This is a genomic window from Bacillus sp. Bvel1, assembly GCF_014872755.1.
GTDB classification, from domain to species: Bacteria; Bacillota; Bacilli; order Bacillales; family Bacillaceae; genus Bacillus; species Bacillus velezensis.
Genome location: NZ_JAAOBZ010000008.1, coordinates 380,007 through 399,120, shown reverse-complemented (window position 1 = coordinate 399,120; position 19,114 = coordinate 380,007). Strand labels below are relative to the sequence as shown.

The 19,114-nt window shown below is 48.6% G+C and carries 19 protein-coding genes; all 19 read left to right on the top strand.

Annotated features, from left to right (window positions below; translation table 11 throughout):
- Positions 1–105: 105 nt before the first annotated feature.
- The 19 genes from HAP68_RS16355 to whiA all read left to right on the top strand — a co-directional run bounded on the left by HAP68_RS16355 (position 106) and on the right by whiA (position 19,094).
- The gene (locus tag HAP68_RS16355) at positions 106–1,278 is read left to right on the top strand and encodes an ATP phosphoribosyltransferase regulatory subunit (RefSeq protein ID WP_024085849.1); all 1,173 of its coding nucleotides are present in this window, start codon (positions 106–108) and stop codon (positions 1,276–1,278) included.
- Positions 1,271–1,912: an ATP phosphoribosyltransferase gene (hisG, locus tag HAP68_RS16350; protein WP_024085848.1), complete on the top strand. Its 642-nt coding sequence runs from the start codon at positions 1,271–1,273 to the stop codon at positions 1,910–1,912. The genes HAP68_RS16355 and hisG overlap by 8 nt, the downstream gene beginning before the upstream one ends.
- Positions 1,909–3,222, top strand: coding sequence for a histidinol dehydrogenase (hisD, locus tag HAP68_RS16345; protein ID WP_024085847.1), 1,314 nt, complete (start codon positions 1,909–1,911; stop codon positions 3,220–3,222). Before hisG ends, hisD begins: the two co-directional genes overlap by 4 nt.
- Positions 3,188–3,772, top strand: a complete 585-nt coding sequence (gene hisB, locus HAP68_RS16340; RefSeq protein WP_024085846.1) for an imidazoleglycerol-phosphate dehydratase HisB — start codon at positions 3,188–3,190, stop codon at positions 3,770–3,772. The genes hisD and hisB overlap by 35 nt, the downstream gene beginning before the upstream one ends.
- Complete coding sequence (hisH, locus tag HAP68_RS16335) at positions 3,773–4,411, top strand: imidazole glycerol phosphate synthase subunit HisH (protein ID WP_024085845.1); 639 nt, start codon at positions 3,773–3,775, stop codon at positions 4,409–4,411.
- Positions 4,408–5,145: a 1-(5-phosphoribosyl)-5-[(5-phosphoribosylamino)methylideneamino]imidazole-4-carboxamide isomerase gene (gene hisA / locus HAP68_RS16330; protein ID WP_015387650.1), complete on the top strand. Its 738-nt coding sequence runs from the start codon at positions 4,408–4,410 to the stop codon at positions 5,143–5,145. Before hisH ends, hisA begins: the two co-directional genes overlap by 4 nt.
- A complete protein-coding gene (gene hisF, locus HAP68_RS16325; RefSeq protein WP_003151470.1) occupies positions 5,142–5,900 on the top strand; it encodes an imidazole glycerol phosphate synthase subunit HisF in 759 nt (252 codons plus the stop codon). The genes hisA and hisF overlap by 4 nt, the downstream gene beginning before the upstream one ends.
- On the top strand, positions 5,897–6,517 hold the full coding sequence (hisIE, locus tag HAP68_RS16320; protein ID WP_014305903.1) for a bifunctional phosphoribosyl-AMP cyclohydrolase/phosphoribosyl-ATP diphosphatase HisIE: 621 nt from the start codon (positions 5,897–5,899) through the stop codon (positions 6,515–6,517). Before hisF ends, hisIE begins: the two co-directional genes overlap by 4 nt.
- 212 nt (positions 6,518–6,729) lie before the next feature.
- Complete coding sequence (locus HAP68_RS16315) at positions 6,730–8,499, top strand: ABC transporter ATP-binding protein (RefSeq protein ID WP_024085844.1); 1,770 nt, start codon at positions 6,730–6,732, stop codon at positions 8,497–8,499.
- A gap of 88 nt (positions 8,500–8,587) precedes the next feature.
- Complete coding sequence (locus HAP68_RS16310; RefSeq protein WP_024085843.1) at positions 8,588–9,205, top strand: hypothetical protein; 618 nt, start codon at positions 8,588–8,590, stop codon at positions 9,203–9,205.
- A 36-nt stretch (positions 9,206–9,241) separates the two neighbouring features.
- Entirely contained in the window at positions 9,242–9,919 is a 678-nt protein-coding gene (locus HAP68_RS16305; protein ID WP_015387652.1) for a response regulator transcription factor, read from the top strand.
- Complete coding sequence (locus tag HAP68_RS16300; RefSeq protein WP_024085842.1) at positions 9,916–10,977, top strand: sensor histidine kinase; 1,062 nt, start codon at positions 9,916–9,918, stop codon at positions 10,975–10,977. The genes HAP68_RS16305 and HAP68_RS16300 overlap by 4 nt, the downstream gene beginning before the upstream one ends.
- A gap of 115 nt (positions 10,978–11,092) precedes the next feature.
- Positions 11,093–12,547, top strand: coding sequence for a tetratricopeptide repeat protein (locus HAP68_RS16295; protein ID WP_024085841.1), 1,455 nt, complete (start codon positions 11,093–11,095; stop codon positions 12,545–12,547).
- Between the two features lie 396 nt (positions 12,548–12,943).
- Positions 12,944–14,356, top strand: coding sequence for a peptidoglycan DL-endopeptidase CwlO (gene cwlO, locus HAP68_RS16290; RefSeq protein WP_003151485.1), 1,413 nt, complete (start codon positions 12,944–12,946; stop codon positions 14,354–14,356).
- A gap of 206 nt (positions 14,357–14,562) precedes the next feature.
- Positions 14,563–15,513 carry a thioredoxin-disulfide reductase gene (gene trxB / locus HAP68_RS16285; RefSeq protein ID WP_007407423.1) on the top strand — a complete coding sequence of 317 codons (951 nt, stop codon included), beginning with the start codon at positions 14,563–14,565 and terminating at the stop codon, positions 15,511–15,513.
- A 273-nt stretch (positions 15,514–15,786) separates the two neighbouring features.
- A complete protein-coding gene (locus HAP68_RS16280; protein WP_003151491.1) occupies positions 15,787–16,254 on the top strand; it encodes an 8-oxo-dGTP diphosphatase in 468 nt (155 codons plus the stop codon).
- 25 nt (positions 16,255–16,279) lie between these two features.
- Positions 16,280–17,167, top strand: coding sequence for an RNase adapter RapZ (rapZ, locus tag HAP68_RS16275; RefSeq protein WP_184123321.1), 888 nt, complete (start codon positions 16,280–16,282; stop codon positions 17,165–17,167).
- On the top strand, positions 17,164–18,117 hold the full coding sequence (locus tag HAP68_RS16270; RefSeq protein ID WP_007407422.1) for a gluconeogenesis factor YvcK family protein: 954 nt from the start codon (positions 17,164–17,166) through the stop codon (positions 18,115–18,117). Before rapZ ends, HAP68_RS16270 begins: the two co-directional genes overlap by 4 nt.
- 26 nt (positions 18,118–18,143) lie before the next feature.
- Positions 18,144–19,094, top strand: a complete 951-nt coding sequence (gene whiA, locus HAP68_RS16265; RefSeq protein WP_003151494.1) for a DNA-binding protein WhiA — start codon at positions 18,144–18,146, stop codon at positions 19,092–19,094.
- Positions 19,095–19,114: the final 20 nt, after the last annotated feature.

Here is a 19,114-nt window from a genome sequence, read left to right as displayed (position 1 = left end):
CATTGGGCGTTGCAATCCATTCTTTTATCTGCTAACATATTATCATATTAGCGAACTAAAGGATTCGGAATTTTCCTTCAGACAAAGCGGAGGTGTAAAAGGCAAATGTTTATGTTTGAGAAACCGCATGGCATGAGAGATACGCTGCCCGGTTTATACGAAGCCAAGAAAAAAGTCCGTTCCACACTGACGGATTTAATTGATAAATGGGGTTATCAGTTTATGGAGACGCCGACCCTAGAATTCTATGAAACAGTAGGCGTCCAGTCAGCCATTGAAGAACAGCAGCTGTTTAAGCTTCTCGATCAGGACGGAAAAACGCTTGTGCTTCGGCCTGACATGACCGGACCGATTGCCAGGGTGGCGGCATCTAAGCTGCACAAACACAATCATCCGCTCAGAGCGGGGTACGCGGCAAGCGTCTATCGCGCTCAGGAGCGGGAAGGCGGACGTCCGGCCGAATTCGAACAGGTCGGCGCGGAGCTGATCGGCGACGGATCAACAAGCGCGGACGCCGAGGTGATTGCGCTGGCGGCCGGCGCTTTGAAAAACGCGGGATTGTACCGGTTTAAAATCGCGATCGGCCATGCCGGACTCGCTGATGAGCTGTTTGTCGAGGTTTTGGGTAATGCCGAGCGGGCGGATGTTCTGCGGCGCTTTCTCTTTGAAAAGAATTACGTGGGATACAGGGAACATGTCAAATCGCTTCCACTTTCTTCAATAGACAAAAGCCGGCTGCTCGCACTTTTGGAATTGCGAGGCGGGAAAGAGATTTGCGCGAAGGCGGAGGAGATCATCGGAATCTCCGGACAAAGCTTAATTCAGGAGCTGGAAGACCTGTGGGACATTCTTGAGGATTACGGATGTGCCGAGCATATTCGCCTTGATCTGAATATAATAAGCCATATGAGTTATTACACGGGAATTTTATTCGAAGTGTACGCGGCAAATGTCGGTTTCGTCATCGGAAGCGGCGGACGCTATAACAATCTCCTCGGCCATTTCGGCAGTCCCGCTCCCGCCACGGGCTTCGGGCTCCGTATCGACAGGCTGATTGAAGCGCTCGGCATTCAGGAAGAAACAAGTGAAGCGGACGCCGTGATTTTCAGCAAGGAGCAGCGGGCCCAGGCCATTTTATTCGCGGAGGAAGAAAGGGCGAGAGGCAGAAAAGTCGTCCTGCAGGATCTGGCGGGCATTGAAAATATCGATCATATGACAAAATCATTCGCAAACGTCACATACTTTATCGGTGCCAGAAAGGAAGAGAGGAATGGGTAAGGTACTCACAATGGCAATGCCAAAAGGACGAATATTCGAAGAAGCGGCCGGGTTGCTGCGGCAGGCCGGATACAGGCTGCCCGAGGAGTTTGAAGAATCGAGAAAACTGATCATTGACGTTCCAGAAGAAAATCTCCGCTTTATTCTGGCAAAGCCGATGGATGTTACGACTTATGTCGAGCATGGCGTCGCTGATGCCGGTATTGCCGGAAAGGATGTCATGCTTGAGGAAGAGCGTGACGTGTATGAGGTGCTCGATCTGAAAATCAGCAAATGCTATCTCGCCGTTGCGGGGCTTCCCGGGGCGGATTGGAACGGAGTCGCACCGAGGATTGCGACGAAATATCCGAATGTTGCGTCGAGTTATTTCAGAGAGCAGGGCGAGCAGGTGGAAATCATTAAGCTGAACGGTTCCATTGAATTGGCCCCTTTAATCGGGCTTGCTGACAGAATCGTAGATATCGTATCAACCGGGCAGACATTAAAGGAAAACGGTCTCGTTGAATCAGAACATATTTGTGACATCACATCGCGTTTTATCGTCAATCCGGTCAGCTACCGCATGAAGGATGATGTAATCGACGAAATGGCGGCCAGGCTGGCACGGGTTGTGGAAGGAGAAACGGCAAAATGAACATAACCGCAGTAAAAAGAAGCGAGCGGTTTTCACTGAAGCGTTCCATCGACAGCGGAACCGAAGAGCAGCGGAAAACCGTCAGGGGGATTATTGAAGACGTCAGACAAAACGGTGACAAAGCCGTTTTGGCCTATACAAAAACATTTGACGGCATCAGCCTGAACCGGATGGCCGTGAGCGCAGAGGAAATCACCGAGGCGTACCGTCTGCTTGATGATCAGCTGCTGGAAGTGATCAGGCAGGCGATTGCCAATATTAAAGAATATCACGAGCGCCAGCTGCAATCCTCTTGGTTTTACCATCGCAAAGACGGTTCGATGCTCGGACAGAAAATAACGGCGCTCGATTCCGCGGGCGTATACGTGCCGGGCGGGACGGCCGCTTATCCGTCTTCCGTTTTAATGAATGTCATCCCCGCTCTCGCTGCGGGAGTGGAACGGATCGTTCTCGTCAGTCCTCCGGGAAAAGACGGGCGCCTTTCGCCGGGCGTTCTGGCGGCGGCCTCTGAGCTCGGCATAAAAGAAATTTACAAAGCGGGAGGCGCACAGGCGATTGCCGCGCTCGCTTACGGAACGGAAACGATACAGCCTGTAGATAAGATCACGGGCCCCGGAAATATATTTGTAGCACTCGCGAAGCGCGAAGTCTTCGGCGTTGTGGATATTGACATGATTGCCGGACCCAGTGAAATCGTGGTTCTGGCAGACGATACGGCGGTGCCCAAAGAAGTCGCCGCTGACCTGCTTTCACAGGCCGAACACGATATGCTCAGCTCAAGCGTGCTTGTCACCGACTCACGGAAGCTTGCCGAAGCGGTATCAGATGAGGTGGATAAACAGCTTCAGACCCTGCCGCGCAAAGAAATCGCCGAAGCGTCGATCAGGGATCACGGCCGCATTTATATTACGGAATCGATGGAAGATGCGGTGGACACGGTGAATGAGCTGGCGCCCGAGCATTTAGAAATCATGACGCATTCGCCGGAGGCTTTGCTTGGAAGCATCAGACACGCGGGGGCAATTTTCTTAGGACGATACAGCGCTGAACCGGTCGGCGATTATTTTGCCGGACCGAATCACGTTTTGCCGACAAACGGAACGGCGCGGTTTTCAAGCCCGCTGAATGTAACAGATTTTCAAAAGAAATCGAGCATCATCTCTTACAGCCGGAAGGCATTTGAAACGCACGCGGACAGCATTTCCGCCTTCGCGAGACTGGAAGGGCTGGAAGCGCACGCAAGATCGATTGAAGCGAGAAACGGAGGAATGACCGATGAGAAAAGCGGAACGCGCCAGAACAACAAATGAGACGGATATAAGGCTGGCTTTCGAAATAGACGGAGAAGGAAAAGCCGACATCAGCACGGATGTGCCGTTTATGACTCATATGCTTGATTTGTTCACAAAGCACGGGCAATTCAATTTAACGGTTGACGCAGAAGGCGATACGGAGATAGATGATCACCATACGACTGAAGATATCGGCATCTGTTTAGGGCAGGCTTTTTTGGAGGCGCTCGGTGATAAAAAAGGGATCAAACGGTACGGATCAGCGCTTGTGCCCATGGACGAAGCGCTCGCCCAAGTCGCCGTAGACCTGAGCAACCGGCCGCACCTTGAGATGCGCGCTGCATTTCCGCAAGCGAAAGTCGGAACGTTTGATACCGAGCTGGTACATGAATTCCTATGGAAACTGGCGCTCGAAGCGAGAATGAATCTGCACGTCATCGTTCATTACGGCACGAATACCCATCATATGATAGAAGCCGTATTTAAGGCGCTTGGCAGAGCGCTTGATGAAGCGTCATCCATTGATCCGCGCGTCAAGGGTGTGCCGTCTACGAAAGGAATGCTGTAAATGATCGGTGTAATTGATTACGGTATGGGCAATTTATTCAGCGTGTCGAAAGCGCTGGAACGCGTCGGCGTCCCGTATGTCGTATCAGACCGGCCGGAAGAGCTTGAAAAAGCGGATGCTTTTATTCTTCCAGGTGTCGGATCATTCAGTGACGCCATGGACAATTTACGCAGCACGAAGCTTGATCAATTCATACACCGTATGGTTGACGAGGGTAAGCTGCTCCTCGGCATCTGCCTCGGCATGCAGCTCATTTTCGAAGAAAGCACCGAAAACGGCTCTGCAAAAGGACTTGGTTTATTAGCCGGAAAAGCTGTGAGACTCAAAGACAGAGATGCCGAAGGAAACAAGCTGAAGGTGCCGCATATGGGCTGGAACCGGCTGACGTTTCACCAAACGTCTCCTTTGCTTTCGGAAGCGGAAGAAGGATTCGTTTACTTTGTCCATTCCTATTATATAGACGGGATGGAAGACGGCGATCTTCTGGCAAGCGCTGAGTACGGCGTTCGTGTTCCGGCTGTCGTCGGGAAACGCAATATCTTCGGTGCACAGTTTCACCCGGAAAAAAGCGGTACAGCCGGAATGGCGATCTTAACACAATTTACAAAAATGGCAGCGGAACAGAAGGTGAAGAAATGAACGCTTTTACATTATATCCGGCAATCGATATGAGAAACGGCAAATGCGTCCGCCTCATCCAAGGCGATTACGGCAAGGAAACGATATACGGTGACTCTCCTTTAGACATGGCGGCGCAATTTGCACAAGAAGGCGCCGAATGGATTCATCTCGTGGACCTTGACGGCGCGAAAGCAGGCAGGAAAGTAAACGACAGGCATGTTCTTGACATTGCGCGGCAGCTTGATGTCAAAGTCGAGATCGGCGGCGGTATCCGTTCTGAAGCGGATGTGTACGGTTATTTATCACAAGGCGTTGATCGCGTCATTCTCGGCAGCTCGGCCGTTTCCGATCCGGCATTTGTGAAGAGCATGCTGAAACAATACGGCGGCAAAATCGCGATCGGCCTTGATGCAAGAAACGGATATGTCTCGACGGAAGGCTGGCTGGAAACATCCTCGGTAAGGGCGGCCGATCTGGGCCGTGAATTGGCGGCCGAAGGAGCGGAAACCTTCATTTTCACGGATATTGCAACTGACGGCATGCTGTCAGGACCGAACATCGAAAGTACCGTTCAGCTCGCAAAAGCAACGGGAAAAGACGTCATCGCTTCAGGCGGAGTCAGCTCAGTCGCCGACCTCAAAACACTGGCCCGCTTCAAAGACGCCGGCGTATCGGGAGCGATTATCGGAAAAGCGCTGTATACAAAACAATTTTCATTGGCTGAAGCGCTCAGAAGGGTGAAGGACGCATGATCACGAAACGAATCATTCCGTGTCTCGATGTGAAAGAAGGACGCGTCGTCAAGGGCATTCAATTTCTCGGGCTGAAAGATGCGGGCGATCCTGTCGAGCTGGCCGAAGCCTACGACAGGGAGGGCGCAGACGAACTTGTTTTTCTCGACATTTCCGCCTCTCACGAAGGCCGCAAGACGATGACAGACGTCGTAGAACAAGTTGCGGCAAAACTGGCGATTCCGTTTACGGTCGGCGGCGGAATCAATCAATTAAGCGATATGAAACGAATGCTTCGCGCCGGCGCTGACAAGGTATCCGTTAATACAGCGGCCGTTCTCCGTCCCGAGCTGATTACGGAAGGAGCTGAGTTTTTCGGCTCGCAATGCATCGTAGCGGCGATTGACGCAAAGTATGACGAAGATTCGGAATGCTATAAAGTGTACACACACGGCGGCAGACAGAAAACCGAGCGGGAAGTCACGGCTTGGGCAAAAGAAGCCGTCAGCCGGGGAGCGGGTGAAATCCTGCTGACAAGCATGGACGCAGACGGTGAGAAAACAGGCTTTAATCATACGCTCACACAGCTTGTCTCACGTGCCGTCCCGGTGCCCGTCATTGCGTCAGGGGGAGCCGGCAGCGCGCGCCATATGCTTGAAGCCTTCACAGTCGGTGAAGCGGACGCCGCGCTTGCAGCTTCTATTTTCCATTACAAAGAGACATCTATAAAAGAAGTGAAAGATTATATGAAGAAACACGGGGTGAATGTGAGATGAAACAGGCAGATGAACTGCGGTTTGACGAGGCCGGACTGATACCCGCCATCATACAGGATGCGGCAAGCAAAGAAGTGCTGACACTGGCTTATATGAACCGAGAATCCTATGAAAAAACGATAGAAACGAAAGAAACCTGGTTTTACAGCCGTTCACGCGGGGAGCTGTGGCATAAAGGAGCGACATCGGGGAATACCCAAAAGGTGAAAGCCATCCGTTATGATTGCGATCAAGATGCCCTTGTCGTGCTTGCGGAGCCCTCAGGACCCGCATGCCATAAGGGAAGCTACAGCTGTTTTTCCACGGAAAAAGCAGACGCGCAGGATCGTTTCGGCATCTTAAATGAACTGGAAAGCGTGATCGCCAAACGGCAGGCGGAGATGCCTGACGGAGCCTACACAACGTACCTGTTTCGGGAAGGCGTCGATAAAATCCTCAAAAAAGTCGGCGAGGAAGCCGCAGAGGTTATTATCGCCGCAAAAAACCGCGACCATGAAGAATTAAAATGGGAAGCGGCGGATTTGCTGTATCATTTGCTCGTTCTTCTGCGTGAGCAGTCGCTTCCTTTGGATGACGTGCTTGACGTCCTTGCGAAACGCCATTCAGCATCTGAGTAAAAACAAACCTCACGGAGAGATCCGTGAGGTTTTTATTCTGTCAAACTTAAACATTCAATAAAATATTCCTTATTTCCGCAACCGAAGGCAGATGAATTTGATAATATTGACTAATAGAGTTTATTTTGGTTTTTATCAAAAATATACGTTTTGTTCATATTCCGTTCATGCACATCCGTTATAGTATAAACAGTGATATAGGAGGAAAACATATGCCGAATAAACAACCAAAACCAAAAGGGAAATTCAACTCATTCTTTTCATTAGTCAAAAAAACAAAACCATCATACGGTATGCTGGCCTTCGCGCTGTCTCTCAGTATTGTGACAACGCTCGTCAGCCTGCTGATTCCGCTGTTGACAAAGCAGCTCGTTGACGGCTTTTCCGTGTCGTCGCTGTCAGGCGTGCAAATCGGAATCATCGCAGCCGTGTTTATCGTACAGGCCGCATTAAGCGCCTACGCCACCTACGCCCTGAACTACAGCGGCCAGAAAATCATCTCGGGACTGCGTGATTTGTTGTGGCAGAAATTAATTAAACTGCCCGTCTCTTATTTTGACAAAAACGCCACGGGAGAAACGATCAGCCGTGTCACCAATGACACAATGGTGGTAAAAGAGCTGATCACAAACAATATCAGCGGATTTATTACCGGAATCATTTCCGTTATCGGGTCACTGACGATCTTATTTTTCATGAACTGGAAGCTCACATTGCTCGTGCTGATCGTCGTTCCGCTGGCTGCGGTGATTTTAGTGCCGATCGGCCGGAAAATGTTTAAAATTTCTCGGGAAACACAGGATGAAACGGCGAGATTCACAGGATTATTAAACCACATCCTCCCGGAAATCAGGCTTGTAAAAGCGTCAAACGCTGAAGAAGCGGAATACGGACGCGGAAAAGCAGGCATCATGGCGCTCTTTAAACTCGGGCTGCGTGAAGCGAAGGTGCAGTCGCTCGTAGGCCCGCTTATTACACTTGTATTAATGGCGGCGCTGGTCGCTGTCATCGGGTACGGCGGGATGCAGGTGTCATCCGGTGAATTGACAGCCGGCGCACTCGTTGCCTTTATCCTGTATTTGTTTCAGATCATTATGCCGATGGGCCAGATCACTTCATTTTTCACACAGCTTCAAAAATCCGTCGGCGCAACGGAACGGATGATTCATATTCTTGCAGAAAAAGAAGAAGATATCCAAACCGGAAAAGCCATTGAAAACGCAGATCAGCCGATTAAGCTCGAACAAGTCTCATTCGGCTACAAAACAGATCAAACCATCTTAAAAGACATTACGGCTACGATTGAGGCCGGCAAAGTCACCGCGATCGTCGGACCGAGCGGCGGCGGGAAAACAACGTTATTTAAGCTGCTTGAACGATTCTACAACCCGACTGCGGGCAGCATCCTGCTCGGAAATGAACCGATTGATGCGTATTCCCTTGAGTCATGGCGGGAGCATATCGGCTACGTGTCGCAAGAAAGCCCGTTAATGTCAGGCACCATCCGCGACAATATCTGCTACGGATTAAAACGCGAGGTGACTGATGAGGAACTGAGGCAAGCGGCTGACATGGCCTACGCCCTGCAATTTATTGAAGACTTACCGAAGAAATTTGAAACAGAGGTCGGTGAGCGGGGAATTATGCTGTCAGGCGGACAGCGCCAGCGCATCGCCATTGCCAGAGCGCTCCTTCGCAACCCGAGCATTCTGATGCTTGATGAAGCGACATCAAGTCTGGACAGCCAATCTGAAAAATGGGTGCAGCAGGCGCTGGAAGTTCTAATGGAAGGCCGCACCACGATCGTGATCGCCCATCGTTTATCCACGGTTGTGGATGCAGATCAGCTTCTCTTTGTCGAACAGGGTGAAATCACCGGACGGGGCACACACCATGAATTAATGGCATCCCATTCGCTGTACCGCGATTTTGCGGAGCAGCAGCTGAAGCTGAATGCCGACTTAGAAAACAAAGCTGTGTAAAGCAAGACTTTATGAATAGAAAGCAGCTGAAAAAGCTGCTTTTTATTTTGCAGCCGGAGTTCTCTTCATAGAAAGCGGGGGTTAAATTATGAAAAAACGCACAAAGATTTTTTATTGTCACGCGGCCTTACTGCTCGTATTCATGACTGCCGGGTGTACGGACGGTAACGATGAAGAGCCGAGCCATTCTTCAAGTCCGGCCGGAGAAAGCAGCGGCATCAACAAGGCTGAAACAGCATCAGCGGCAGAAAAAAAAGAACCCGTAAACAAAGGTTCACATCACATCTCTGCGGACAAAAGCCAACCGAACAACATGTCGGCAGATTATTCTCCTCTGCAAATTGAATATGCCCGCATCTGGCTGCAGCTTGGGGAAAATCAGCAGATAGATGAATTGAACGTTCGCCGCATTCCGGCCGGGGCATACGTCAACCCTGACGATCATACGAGCGCCCGCTATCCCGAAGATGTTACGCAGTTAGCAGGCTCCCGGTTAGTCGATGGGTCAGTCACTTACAGCAGCAATGGTGACGGCACCATTCAGGTATACAATGTTCCTTTGCGCTGGGAGTCTCGTGAAGATACTGATCAAGGCGTAATGAAAGAAGTGACGGAGGAAATGATCCGCCATACAAAAAAAGTGTCTGTCGATACAGGAGACAATGAAAAAATAAGACGGTTAATAGACATCATGTCGATTCATTAAAAGAAGACAGGCAAAAAAGCAGAAGGAGGGATTTTTATGGCTGTCATATTGGTTGCGGATGACGACCGCCACATCCGTGAGCTTGTCCGACTCATGATGGAGCAGAGCGGCTTTGACGTCGCAGAAGCGGAAGACGGGGAAGCGGCGGTGCGGCTGATCGAATCAGCACCTATTGATCTCATCATACTGGATGTGATGATGCCGAAAATGGACGGGTTTGAAGTCAGTGAAGCCGTCCGCAGCTTTACGGACATTCCGATTTTGATGCTGACGGCAAAAGGCGAAACGCTGGACAAAGTGCAAGGTTTTACTTCCGGAGCGGATGATTATCTCGTCAAACCGTTTGAGCCGCTTGAACTGGAAGCAAGGGTCAAAGCATTGCTGAAACGGTACCGGATCACCGCTGAAAAACTGCTGACCATCGGAAATGTCACATTAGATAAGCAATCCCGCACCGTAACGCGCGGCGGCGGAGCGGGATTGACGCTGCCCCGGCGTGAATTTGAGCTTTTATTTAAGCTCGCCGGTTATCCGAATAAGACGTTTTCAAGAGAACAATTAATAGAAGATATTTGGGGCTTTGATTATGAAGGTGACGAGCGGACGGTTGATGTGCATGTTAAAAGGCTGAGGGAACGGTTTCCGGAAAAGGACTATCCGTTTGCTATCCATACGGTGCGGGGGCTCGGGTATCGGTTTGTGGTGACAGAATGAAACGGATCTTCAGAACGGCTGGAAAAATCATCATCCTTCTCACCGTCACCGCATTCTTATGGCTGGCGGCTCATCTGATCGTTCAGGGATTCGGTCTCATATGGCCGATTTTGCTTGTGCCGTACGCCGAGCAGATTCTGACGCTCTGGCTTGTTTTCGGCCTGCTGTTTATAACGATGTTTATCTTTTCAAAGTCAGCACGTGAAAGACATCATGCGATCTGGGATTCGCTGACCGCCACGATCAAGCAAATGTCGAGCGGCAACTTCACAGCGGCCGCCTCCAGGAAAATGGAGAAGATTGAACGGGACCACCCCGTGACGAAATTGGCTGATGAACTGTCGACACTCGCCGCGGAACTGAGTGAAATGGAAAAGCTGAAACAAGAATTTATTTCGAACGTTTCCCATGAAATCCAAACCCCGCTTACTTCATTAAAGGGCTACGCGCACCTCCTGAAAAAACCGGATTTATCATATGAGGAGCGGGGGCGCTATTTACACATCATCGAGACAGAAACAGAACGATTATCAAAAATCAGTGAAAATCTGCTGAAGCTCACTGCGCTTGAACGCCAAACCGAACCGATACAAAAAAAACCGTTCCGCATTGACAAACAGCTGCGGCGCACCATATTGACCTGTGAGCCTGAATGGTCCGCCAAACAGATTGAGTTTCTCATTGATTTACAGGAGTCGTATGTGTACGGAGATGAAGCGCTGCTCAGCCAAGTATGGATGAATCTGATTCACAATGCCGTGAAATTTACCGGTGAAGGCGGCCGCATTTCCGTTAAAATTGTTGATCTGCCGGGAGCGGCGGCTGTCGAAATCGCCGACGACGGAATCGGAATGGAGCCTGAACAGGCGGAGCGGGTATTTGAACGGTTTTATAAAGCGGATAAGGCGAGAAACGCAGGGGGAAGCGGGCTCGGCCTGTCCATCGCCCAAAAAATCGCAGAGCTGCACGGCGGTTCGATAGAGGTTGAGAGCAAGCGCGGCGAAGGAACCCTTTTCCGCGTCATTCTTCCAGCCGAGCCTCGTGAAAAAAACAGCTAAAATCTGGTCGAACCAGCCAGTAAAAAACGAAGCCGATCCTGTCTTTTGAACTATTGAGGCGAAACCGTTTTATGGTATACTACTGACGGTAATACGTATAAAACGGAGGATATTTGTGGGAAAACACACTTCTGAACAGAAAAAGCACGCGCAAATTGTCCAGCTGCTTCAGGATGGACAATATTTTTTTCATAAAGGCTTAAAAGCATATAAAGAGCGGAATTTAAAACGGGCCAGCAAACTGATTCAGCGGGCCGTCCATCTCGAGCCGAATGATTCCGAAATGCTGTCACGGCTGGCCGTCATTTATTCTGAAATGGGCCACTACCAGCAGTCAAATGAGCTGTTCGACTTTATTTTGGTGAACCTGAAAGAAGAAATGCCCGAGTGTCATTATTTTAAAGCGAATAATTTCGCGCATTTGGGGCTCTTTCAGGAAGCATACAAAGAAGCGGCGGCTTATTCAGATGCCGATCCGGACGGGGAATTCAGCGAAGAGATTGAAAATCTGATGGAGCTTTTGGATTTCGGCGAAGCGGGTGAAAACGAATCACTCTATGACCAGGATGAGCTGCTGATCAGGCAGGACCGGGCAAAAACGCTTCTTGAGAGCGGCCAGCTTCATGAAGCGGTTGTCATGCTTGAAGAGATTACGGCCGATTACCCCGAGCTTTGGTCTGCATACAACAACCTGGCGCTCGCTTACTTTTACTCAGGCAATGTTACAAAAGCGAAACAGACGGTATTCGAAGTGCTTGAGAAAAATGAAGGCAATCTCCATGCCCTGTGCAACCTCCTTGTATTCTGCTATTACGAGAGGGAAGATGAAAAAGTCGGAGAATTGAGCGGAAAACTCGCCAACGTGTATCCGATTTTATTCGAACAGCGCTATAAGCTGGGGGCGACGCTTGCGCTTGTCGGCAGACATGATCTCGGTTATAAATGGCTCCGTTCTCTTTACAAAAGCGGGTTCGAAGGCGACGAAACGTTTTATTACTGGCTTGCCGCCTCAGCCTACGGGACAGGCCGCACAGAATTTGCGGAAACCATTTGGAAAAAGGCCGAAGCCGAATTTCCCGAATCAGACCGGCCCGCGCCTTGGGCGGAGCGGCAGGAACCGCTGCCTGCTTCACTTGAACAGCGGCTTGCCGCCTATTATATCAGCAGCGCTGAAGGAGAGCGGAACCAGCTTGAAAAAGTTCTGACGGCAAAACGCGCCGTTTCACCGTTTGAACAAGATTTCGTCAGACTGCTGCTTTCCGGTGAAAAAGGCGCTTCAGGCGTCTCCGGTGACGCGCTGTTCACGTATCGGACGGTCAAGCTTCTGGAGAAAGCGGAAGCCGACAGTTTAAAAACTGACGTCATGAGCTGCTGGGTTTTTCACGTCATTCAGCACATCCGCGCCGACGCTGCCGTACAGAATGAGCGGGCATGGGCCGCAGCCATCGCATACGTATGGAAAGAAGCAAACGGCGAAAAAACGACGAAAAAAGAAACGGCCGCCGTTTACGGTATAACCCCGGCAACCCTTTCGAAATACATCAGACAAATAGATGATATATTAGAATAAAACCGATTCTTTCTATATAAAGAGTCGGTTCTTTTTTTATCAGAAAGGGGCAAAACAGAACTTTACCGCCGAAAAAAGAGGTATTCATACGTATTTTTTTGCTTTTTGAATCGAAATCAGGCCGTAATCACCGTTTATTTTGCAAAATATGAGATTTGCAATCACATTGAAATATAACTGTAATAAAAATTGTCGAAACATGATGGTATAATGAGTCTCGTACATAAGAGATTAGTTTATTTTACATGTGCTGTATAATCTATACCAATTAACCAGATTCAAAGAATCGTACATAAAAATCATCAGCCTCACGGGCATGTGAGGGAGCGTAACTTTGATGTTCATAATAGAATTCCAAATGAGAACAGGTTTAAAGTAAAAGGGAGGAAAGAAAAAGTGAAAAAGAGTTTATTAACACTTGGTTTGGCTTCCGTCATCGGGACAAGCAGTTTTTTGATCCCGTTTACAAAAACTGCATCGGCGGAAACATTAGACAGCAAAAAAGCGAAAATTGAAAGCAAGCAATCTGAGGTGGCTTCAAGCCTTGAAGCAAAAGAAAGAGAATTGTCCAAGCTTCAGGACAAACAGGCTAAGATTGAAAAAGAACTGAAAGACATTAACGCTAAAGCGTTGGATACAAGCAATAAAATCGAAGATAAAAAAGCTGAAAACGAAAAAACGAAAAAGCAGATCGCTGATTTGAAAAAAGAAATCAAAGAAACAGAAGCGCGTATTGAAAAACGCAATGAAATCCTGAAAAAACGCGTTCGTTCTTTACAGGAAAACGGCGGTTCTCAAGGATACATAGATGTACTTTTAGGGGCGACAAGCTTCGGAGACTTCATTTCCCGTGCGACTGCAGTATCTTCTATCGTTGATGCGGATAAAGACCTGATCAAACAGCAGGAGCAGGATAAAGCGAAACTCGAAGACGCAGAGGCTGAACTTAACGTGAAGCTGAAAAAAGTTCAAGATGATCTTGCGAAACTCGAGTCTATGCAAAAAGACCTGAACAAACAGCTTGATCAGAAAGACAAGCTTTTCGACGAAGCGAAAAACGGTCAGAAAAAAGCGGCTTCCGCTATCTCTGATCTGAAAAAAGAAGCGTCACAGCTTGCAAACCAAAAAGCTGACACTGAAAAAGAACAGAAGCGCATTAAAGCTGAGCAGGCTGCAGCGGCTGCCCTGATCAAAAAACAGGAAGAAGCGCAAAAAGCTTCTGAAGACCAAAACCAAAAAGATGACAGCCAGCCGGCACCGGCGGTTAAAACTGTGAAAAAAGCGGCTGTTTCAACATCATCTGATTCATCTGACAGCTCAAGCAAACCGAAGAGCACTTCAGGCGGATCATCTCATAACAGCGGCGGTTCAGATGATTCTGACGGGGGATCTGTTATTTCAAATTCAGGCGGTATTGAAGGCGCGATCAGCGTAGGATCAAGCCTTGTGGGTCAATCTCCGTATAAATTCGGCGGCGGACGCACTCAATCCGATATTGACAACCGTATCTTTGACTGCTCTTCATTCGTACGCTGGGCTTATGCTAACGCAGGCGTTAATCTCGGACCTGCAAGCGGCACAAACACAGATACATTAATCGGAAGAGGTAAAGCAGTAAGCGCGTCTGACATGAAACGCGGAGACTTAGTATTCTTCAACACGTATAAAACAAACGGCCACGTCGGCATCTACTTAGGTAACGGAACGTTCCTGAACGATAATACATCACACGGTGTATCCATTGATTCTATGAGCAACCCTTACTGGAAGAAAGCATTCAACGGCAATGTAAGACGTGTCGTGCAATAATGAATAAGACAAGGGCCTTCTATCCCGGAAGGCTCTTTCTTTATTTGTATACCCGCTCAGGAGCTCCCTAATCACGGTTTCTCAGAAAAATGAGCAAAAAAATAGCGAATTGCCCTCAGATTTAATAGGATATGGGTAAGGAATACGATTGATGGGGATTCTTAGTCATATAGGGTGCGCCCCATTTCGAAAAGGAGTGAATCATGGTGTCAGAAGAAAAAATTTATGATGTGATCATTATCGGCGCGGGTCCGGCGGGGATGACCGCTGCTGTTTACACATCACGAGCGAACTTATCCACATTAATGATCGAAAGAGGAATTCCGGGCGGCCAGATGGCCAATACGGAGGATGTTGAAAACTATCCGGGTTTTGAAAGCATTCTCGGCCCTGAACTTTCTAATAAAATGTTTGAACATGCGAAAAAATTCGGTGCGGAATATGCGTACGGCGATATTAAAGAAATCGTGGACGGTAAAGAATATAAAACGGTCAAAGCCGGTTCAAAAGAATATAAAGCGCGCGCCATCGTCATTTCTGCCGGAGCGGAATACAAAAAGATCGGCGTTCCCGGCGAAAAAGAACTGGGCGGCCGCGGCGTATCGTACTGCGCGGTTTGTGACGGCGCGTTCTTTAAAAATAAAGAGCTTGTCGTTGTCGGCGGCGGAGACTCCGCCGTTGAAGAAGGCGTCTATCTGACACGCTTCGCTTCAAAAGTCACCATCGTTCACAGACGTGACAAATTGCGTGCGCAAAGCATTCTTCAGGCGCGTGCCTTTGACAATGAGAAAATTGACTTTAAATGGAACAAAACCGTAAAAGAAATCCATGAGGAAAACGGAAAAGTCGGCAGACTTACTCTTGTGGATACCGTGACGGGAGAAGAGGAAGAATTCAAAGCTGACGGTGTCTTTATTTATATCGGTATGCTTCCGCTTTCTAAACCGTTCGAAAACTTGGGCATCACAAATGAAGAAGGCTACATTGAAACAAATGCCCAAATGGAGACAAAAGTCCCAGGCATTTTCGCTGCGGGAGACATCCGTGAAAAAACGCTCCGCCAGATCGTAACGGCGACAGGCGACGGAAGTATTGCGGCTCAAAGCGTTCAGCATTATGTGGAAGAGCTTGAGGAAACGCTCAAAACCGTTAAATAATCACTGTAATGTTCAGTTTTTGAATCGTTACTGTGTTTTAATTACGCTGTAACACGGGTGAAATACTGATGTTTTAAGATGAATGTAGTAATTGACCCCCTTTTTAATGAATACACTTTGGCACGGATTCCAGTATCCGTGCCCTTTTTTTGCGATTTTTTGTTTTCTGTCAAATAAAAGAAAAGGATGTCGGTGTCTCTGCATTGTGAGAGACATGCCGAAACGGTATAATGAAGAGACGATGATTTGTTGAGAAGGTTAGGTGACGTACTTGTGCAAAGAGTGACAAATTGTGTGCTGCAGACAGATGATCAGGTTCTCCTTCTCCAAAAGCCGAGACGGGGCTGGTGGGTCGCGCCCGGCGGGAAGATGGAAAGCGGCGAATCCGTCAGAGATTCCGTCATCAGAGAGTACAGAGAAGAGACGGGCATTTATATACTAAATCCGCAGTTAAAAGGCGTGTTTACCTTTATTATTAAGGAACAGGAACAAATCGTGTCAGAGTGGATGATGTTTACTTTCGTCGCCGACTCCTACACGGGGCGGAATGTCGCTGAATCAGAGGAAGGCGTTCTGAAGTGGCATGACGTAAAAGATATCCACAGCCTTCCGATGGCCCCCGGAGACGGGCATATCCTTGATTTTATGATCAAGGGCCAAGGGCTTTTGCACGGCACCTTTACGTATACGCCGGACTTCGAGCTGCTCAGCTATCGTTTAGATCCGCAGCTTATCAAATAAAAGAAAGACCGCAGGGGGGAGAAAGATGAGTATGAATGAAAACCATGATATTCAGCTCGTCATCATTACGGGAATGTCTGGAGCGGGGAAAACCGTCGCCATTCAAAGCTTTGAGGATCTCGGCTATTTTTGCGTCGACAATCTGCCGCCTTCCTTGCTGCCGAAATTTTTGGAGCTGATGAAAGAATCAAGTTCAAAAATGAGCAAGGTCGCGCTTGTCATGGATCTGCGGGGACGTGAATTTTTTGACAGGCTGATTGAGGCGCTGGATGAAATGGCGGAAAATCCGTGGATTACACCGCGCATTCTCTTTTTAGACGCTAAGGATTCTATCCTTGTGACGAGATACAAAGAAACGAGGCGTTCTCACCCGCTGGCCGCTACCGGGCTTCCTCTTGAAGGAATCGCGCTGGAACGCCAGCTGCTTGAAGAATTGAAAGGGCGCTCTCAGCTGATCTATGACACATCGGATATGAAACCGCGTGATCTGCGTGAAAAAATCGTGGCGCATTTCGCCACGAACCAAGGTGAAACATTTACAGTGAACGTGATGTCATTCGGTTTCAAATACGGGCTTCCGATAGATGCCGACCTCGTGTTTGATGTAAGGTTTCTGCCGAATCCGTTCTACATTGAAAGCATGAGGCCGCTTACGGGGAAAGATGAAGAAGTGTCATCCTATGTGATGAAGTGGAACGAAACACAAAAGTTTATTGAAAAGCTTGTTGATCTGCTCGGCTTTATGCTTCCGTCTTATAAGCGGGAAGGTAAAAGCCAGCTTGTCATCGCGATCGGCTGTACGGGCGGCCAGCACCGCTCCGTCACGCTCGCTGAGTATTTGGCTGACTATTTTAAAAAAGATTTCTATACTAATGTCACTCACCGGGACATTGAAAAGAGAAGCCGGAAATGAATAAGAAGCCGAAAATCGCAATCTTCGGCGGCGGAACGGGTCTGTCCGTGCTGCTTCGGGGGTTAAAGCATAAGCCCGTTGATATTACGGCGATTGTGACAGTTGCTGATGACGGCGGAAGTTCAGGCCGTCTGCGGGATGAACTTCAAATTCCGCCGCCGGGTGACATTCGTAACGTACTGGCTGCTTTGTCAGATGTTGAGCCGCTCGTTGAAAATCTGTTTCAGCACCGTTTCAACAAAGGAAGCGACTTAACCGGACATTCGCTCGGCAATTTGATTTTGGCAGCGATGACAAATATAACCGGTGATTTCTTTCACGCTGTCACCGAAATGAGCAAGGTGCTGAATGTCCGCGGCAGAGTGCTGCCTGCTGCCAACACCAGTGTCGTTCTTCACGCTGAAATGGAGGACGGGCAGGTCGTCTCCGGAGAATCGACAATCCCTTCTTACGGCCAGCGGATTAAACGGGTATTTCTTACGCCTGAAAAAATTGATCCTCTCCCGGAAACGATTGACGTCATCCGTCAGGCCGATTTAATCATTATCGGTCCGGGAAGCCTGTACACAAGCATTCTTCCGAATCTGCTCGTGCCGAAAATCGGAGAGGAAGTCGTCAAGGCCGCGGCCAAAAAAGTATATATATGCAACGTCATGACACAGCCCGGCGAGACGCTTCAATACAGCGCGGCCGACCATGTCAAGGCGCTGAACGATCATATGGAGCAGCCGTTTATCGACACGATCTTAATCAACAATGAGGAGATCCCTGACGAAATCAAAAGCAAATATGCGAAAGAGCTGGCCCGGCCCGTCGACTTCAATGTTGAAAAGCTGAAATCCATGGGGCTTGAGGTCATCAGGGATCAGATTATCACGTATAAAAATGGCGTAATCCGTCACGATACACATAAAGTGGCTTCTCTTCTTGTCGATTTATTAAGGGACTAGAGGCCTTTTGAAATGAGGTGGCTAATATGTCATTTGCATCGGAAACAAAAAAAGAACTGACGAATCTGGAAGTGAAGGACTGCTGCGCCAAGGCGGAGCTGTCCGCGCTGATTCGGATGAACGGTTCCCTGTCATTTTCAAACCGCCATCTCGTGCTTGACGTTCAAACCGAAAATGCGGCGATTGCCCGCCGCATTTATACATTGCTGAAGAAACAATATGATGTATCGGTCGAACTGTTAGTCAGAAAAAAAATGCGGCTGAAAAAAAATAATGTTTATATTGTGCGCTTTTCTGAAAATGCAAAGCTGATTTTAGAGGAATTGAAAATCCTCGGGGAGAACTTTGTATTTGAACGGAATATTTCTGAGGAACTGGTGGCGAAACGGTGCTGCAAACGTTCTTATATGAGAGGGGCGTTTTTGGCGGGAGGATCTGTGAATAATCCCGAAACATCGTCGTACCACTTGGAAATCTTCTCGCTTTATAAGGAACATAACGATTCATTATGCGCCCTGCTGAATGATTTTCATCTGAACAGCAAAACGCTTGAACGGAAAAAAGGCTATATTACGTATTTAAAAGAGGCGGAAAAAATCACTGAATTTCTGAATGTCATCGGCGCTCACAATTCACTGCTGCGCTTTGAAGATGTGCGGATTGTCAGAGATATGAGAAACTCAGTGAACCGCCTCGTCAATTGTGAAACAGCAAACTTAAACAAAACCATCGGGGCTTCTCTCAGACAGGTGGAAAATATTAAATACATTGATGAACGGATCGGTCTTGAAGCGCTGCCGGAAAAGCTTCGCGAAATTGCGCAGCTGCGGATTGATTATCAGGAGGTCACGCTGAAAGAACTGGGGGAAATGGTTGCAAGCGGGAAAATCAGCAAATCCGGCATCAATCACAGGCTGAGAAAGCTCGATGAAATCGCAGAACAGCTGCGTACAGGACAAAGCATCACTTTGAAATAACCGTACAGAAAAGGGGAGAT

Bases quoted from the DNA above. Each gene is read 5' to 3' on its own strand.
- hisB (WP_024085846.1), top strand. From the start codon at position 3,188: ATGAGAAAAGCGGAACGCGCCAGAACAACAAATGAGACGGATATAAGG.
- hisIE (WP_014305903.1), top strand. From the start codon at position 5,897: ATGAAACAGGCAGATGAACTGCGGTTTGACGAGGCCGGACTGATACCC.
- HAP68_RS16355 (WP_024085849.1), top strand. From the start codon at position 106: ATGTTTATGTTTGAGAAACCGCATGGCATGAGAGATACGCTGCCCGGT.
- HAP68_RS16305 (WP_015387652.1), top strand. From the start codon at position 9,242: ATGGCTGTCATATTGGTTGCGGATGACGACCGCCACATCCGTGAGCTT.
- hisF (WP_003151470.1), top strand. From the start codon at position 5,142: ATGATCACGAAACGAATCATTCCGTGTCTCGATGTGAAAGAAGGACGC.
- HAP68_RS16315 (WP_024085844.1), top strand. From the start codon at position 6,730: ATGCCGAATAAACAACCAAAACCAAAAGGGAAATTCAACTCATTCTTT.
- HAP68_RS16310 (WP_024085843.1), top strand. From the start codon at position 8,588: ATGAAAAAACGCACAAAGATTTTTTATTGTCACGCGGCCTTACTGCTC.
- whiA (WP_003151494.1), top strand. From the start codon at position 18,144: ATGTCATTTGCATCGGAAACAAAAAAAGAACTGACGAATCTGGAAGTG.
- rapZ (WP_184123321.1), top strand. From the start codon at position 16,280: ATGAGTATGAATGAAAACCATGATATTCAGCTCGTCATCATTACGGGA.
- HAP68_RS16300 (WP_024085842.1), top strand. From the start codon at position 9,916: ATGAAACGGATCTTCAGAACGGCTGGAAAAATCATCATCCTTCTCACC.
- hisG (WP_024085848.1), top strand. From the start codon at position 1,271: ATGGGTAAGGTACTCACAATGGCAATGCCAAAAGGACGAATATTCGAA.
- hisA (WP_015387650.1), top strand. From the start codon at position 4,408: ATGAACGCTTTTACATTATATCCGGCAATCGATATGAGAAACGGCAAA.
- HAP68_RS16270 (WP_007407422.1), top strand. From the start codon at position 17,164: ATGAATAAGAAGCCGAAAATCGCAATCTTCGGCGGCGGAACGGGTCTG.
- hisH (WP_024085845.1), top strand. From the start codon at position 3,773: ATGATCGGTGTAATTGATTACGGTATGGGCAATTTATTCAGCGTGTCG.
- hisD (WP_024085847.1), top strand. From the start codon at position 1,909: ATGAACATAACCGCAGTAAAAAGAAGCGAGCGGTTTTCACTGAAGCGT.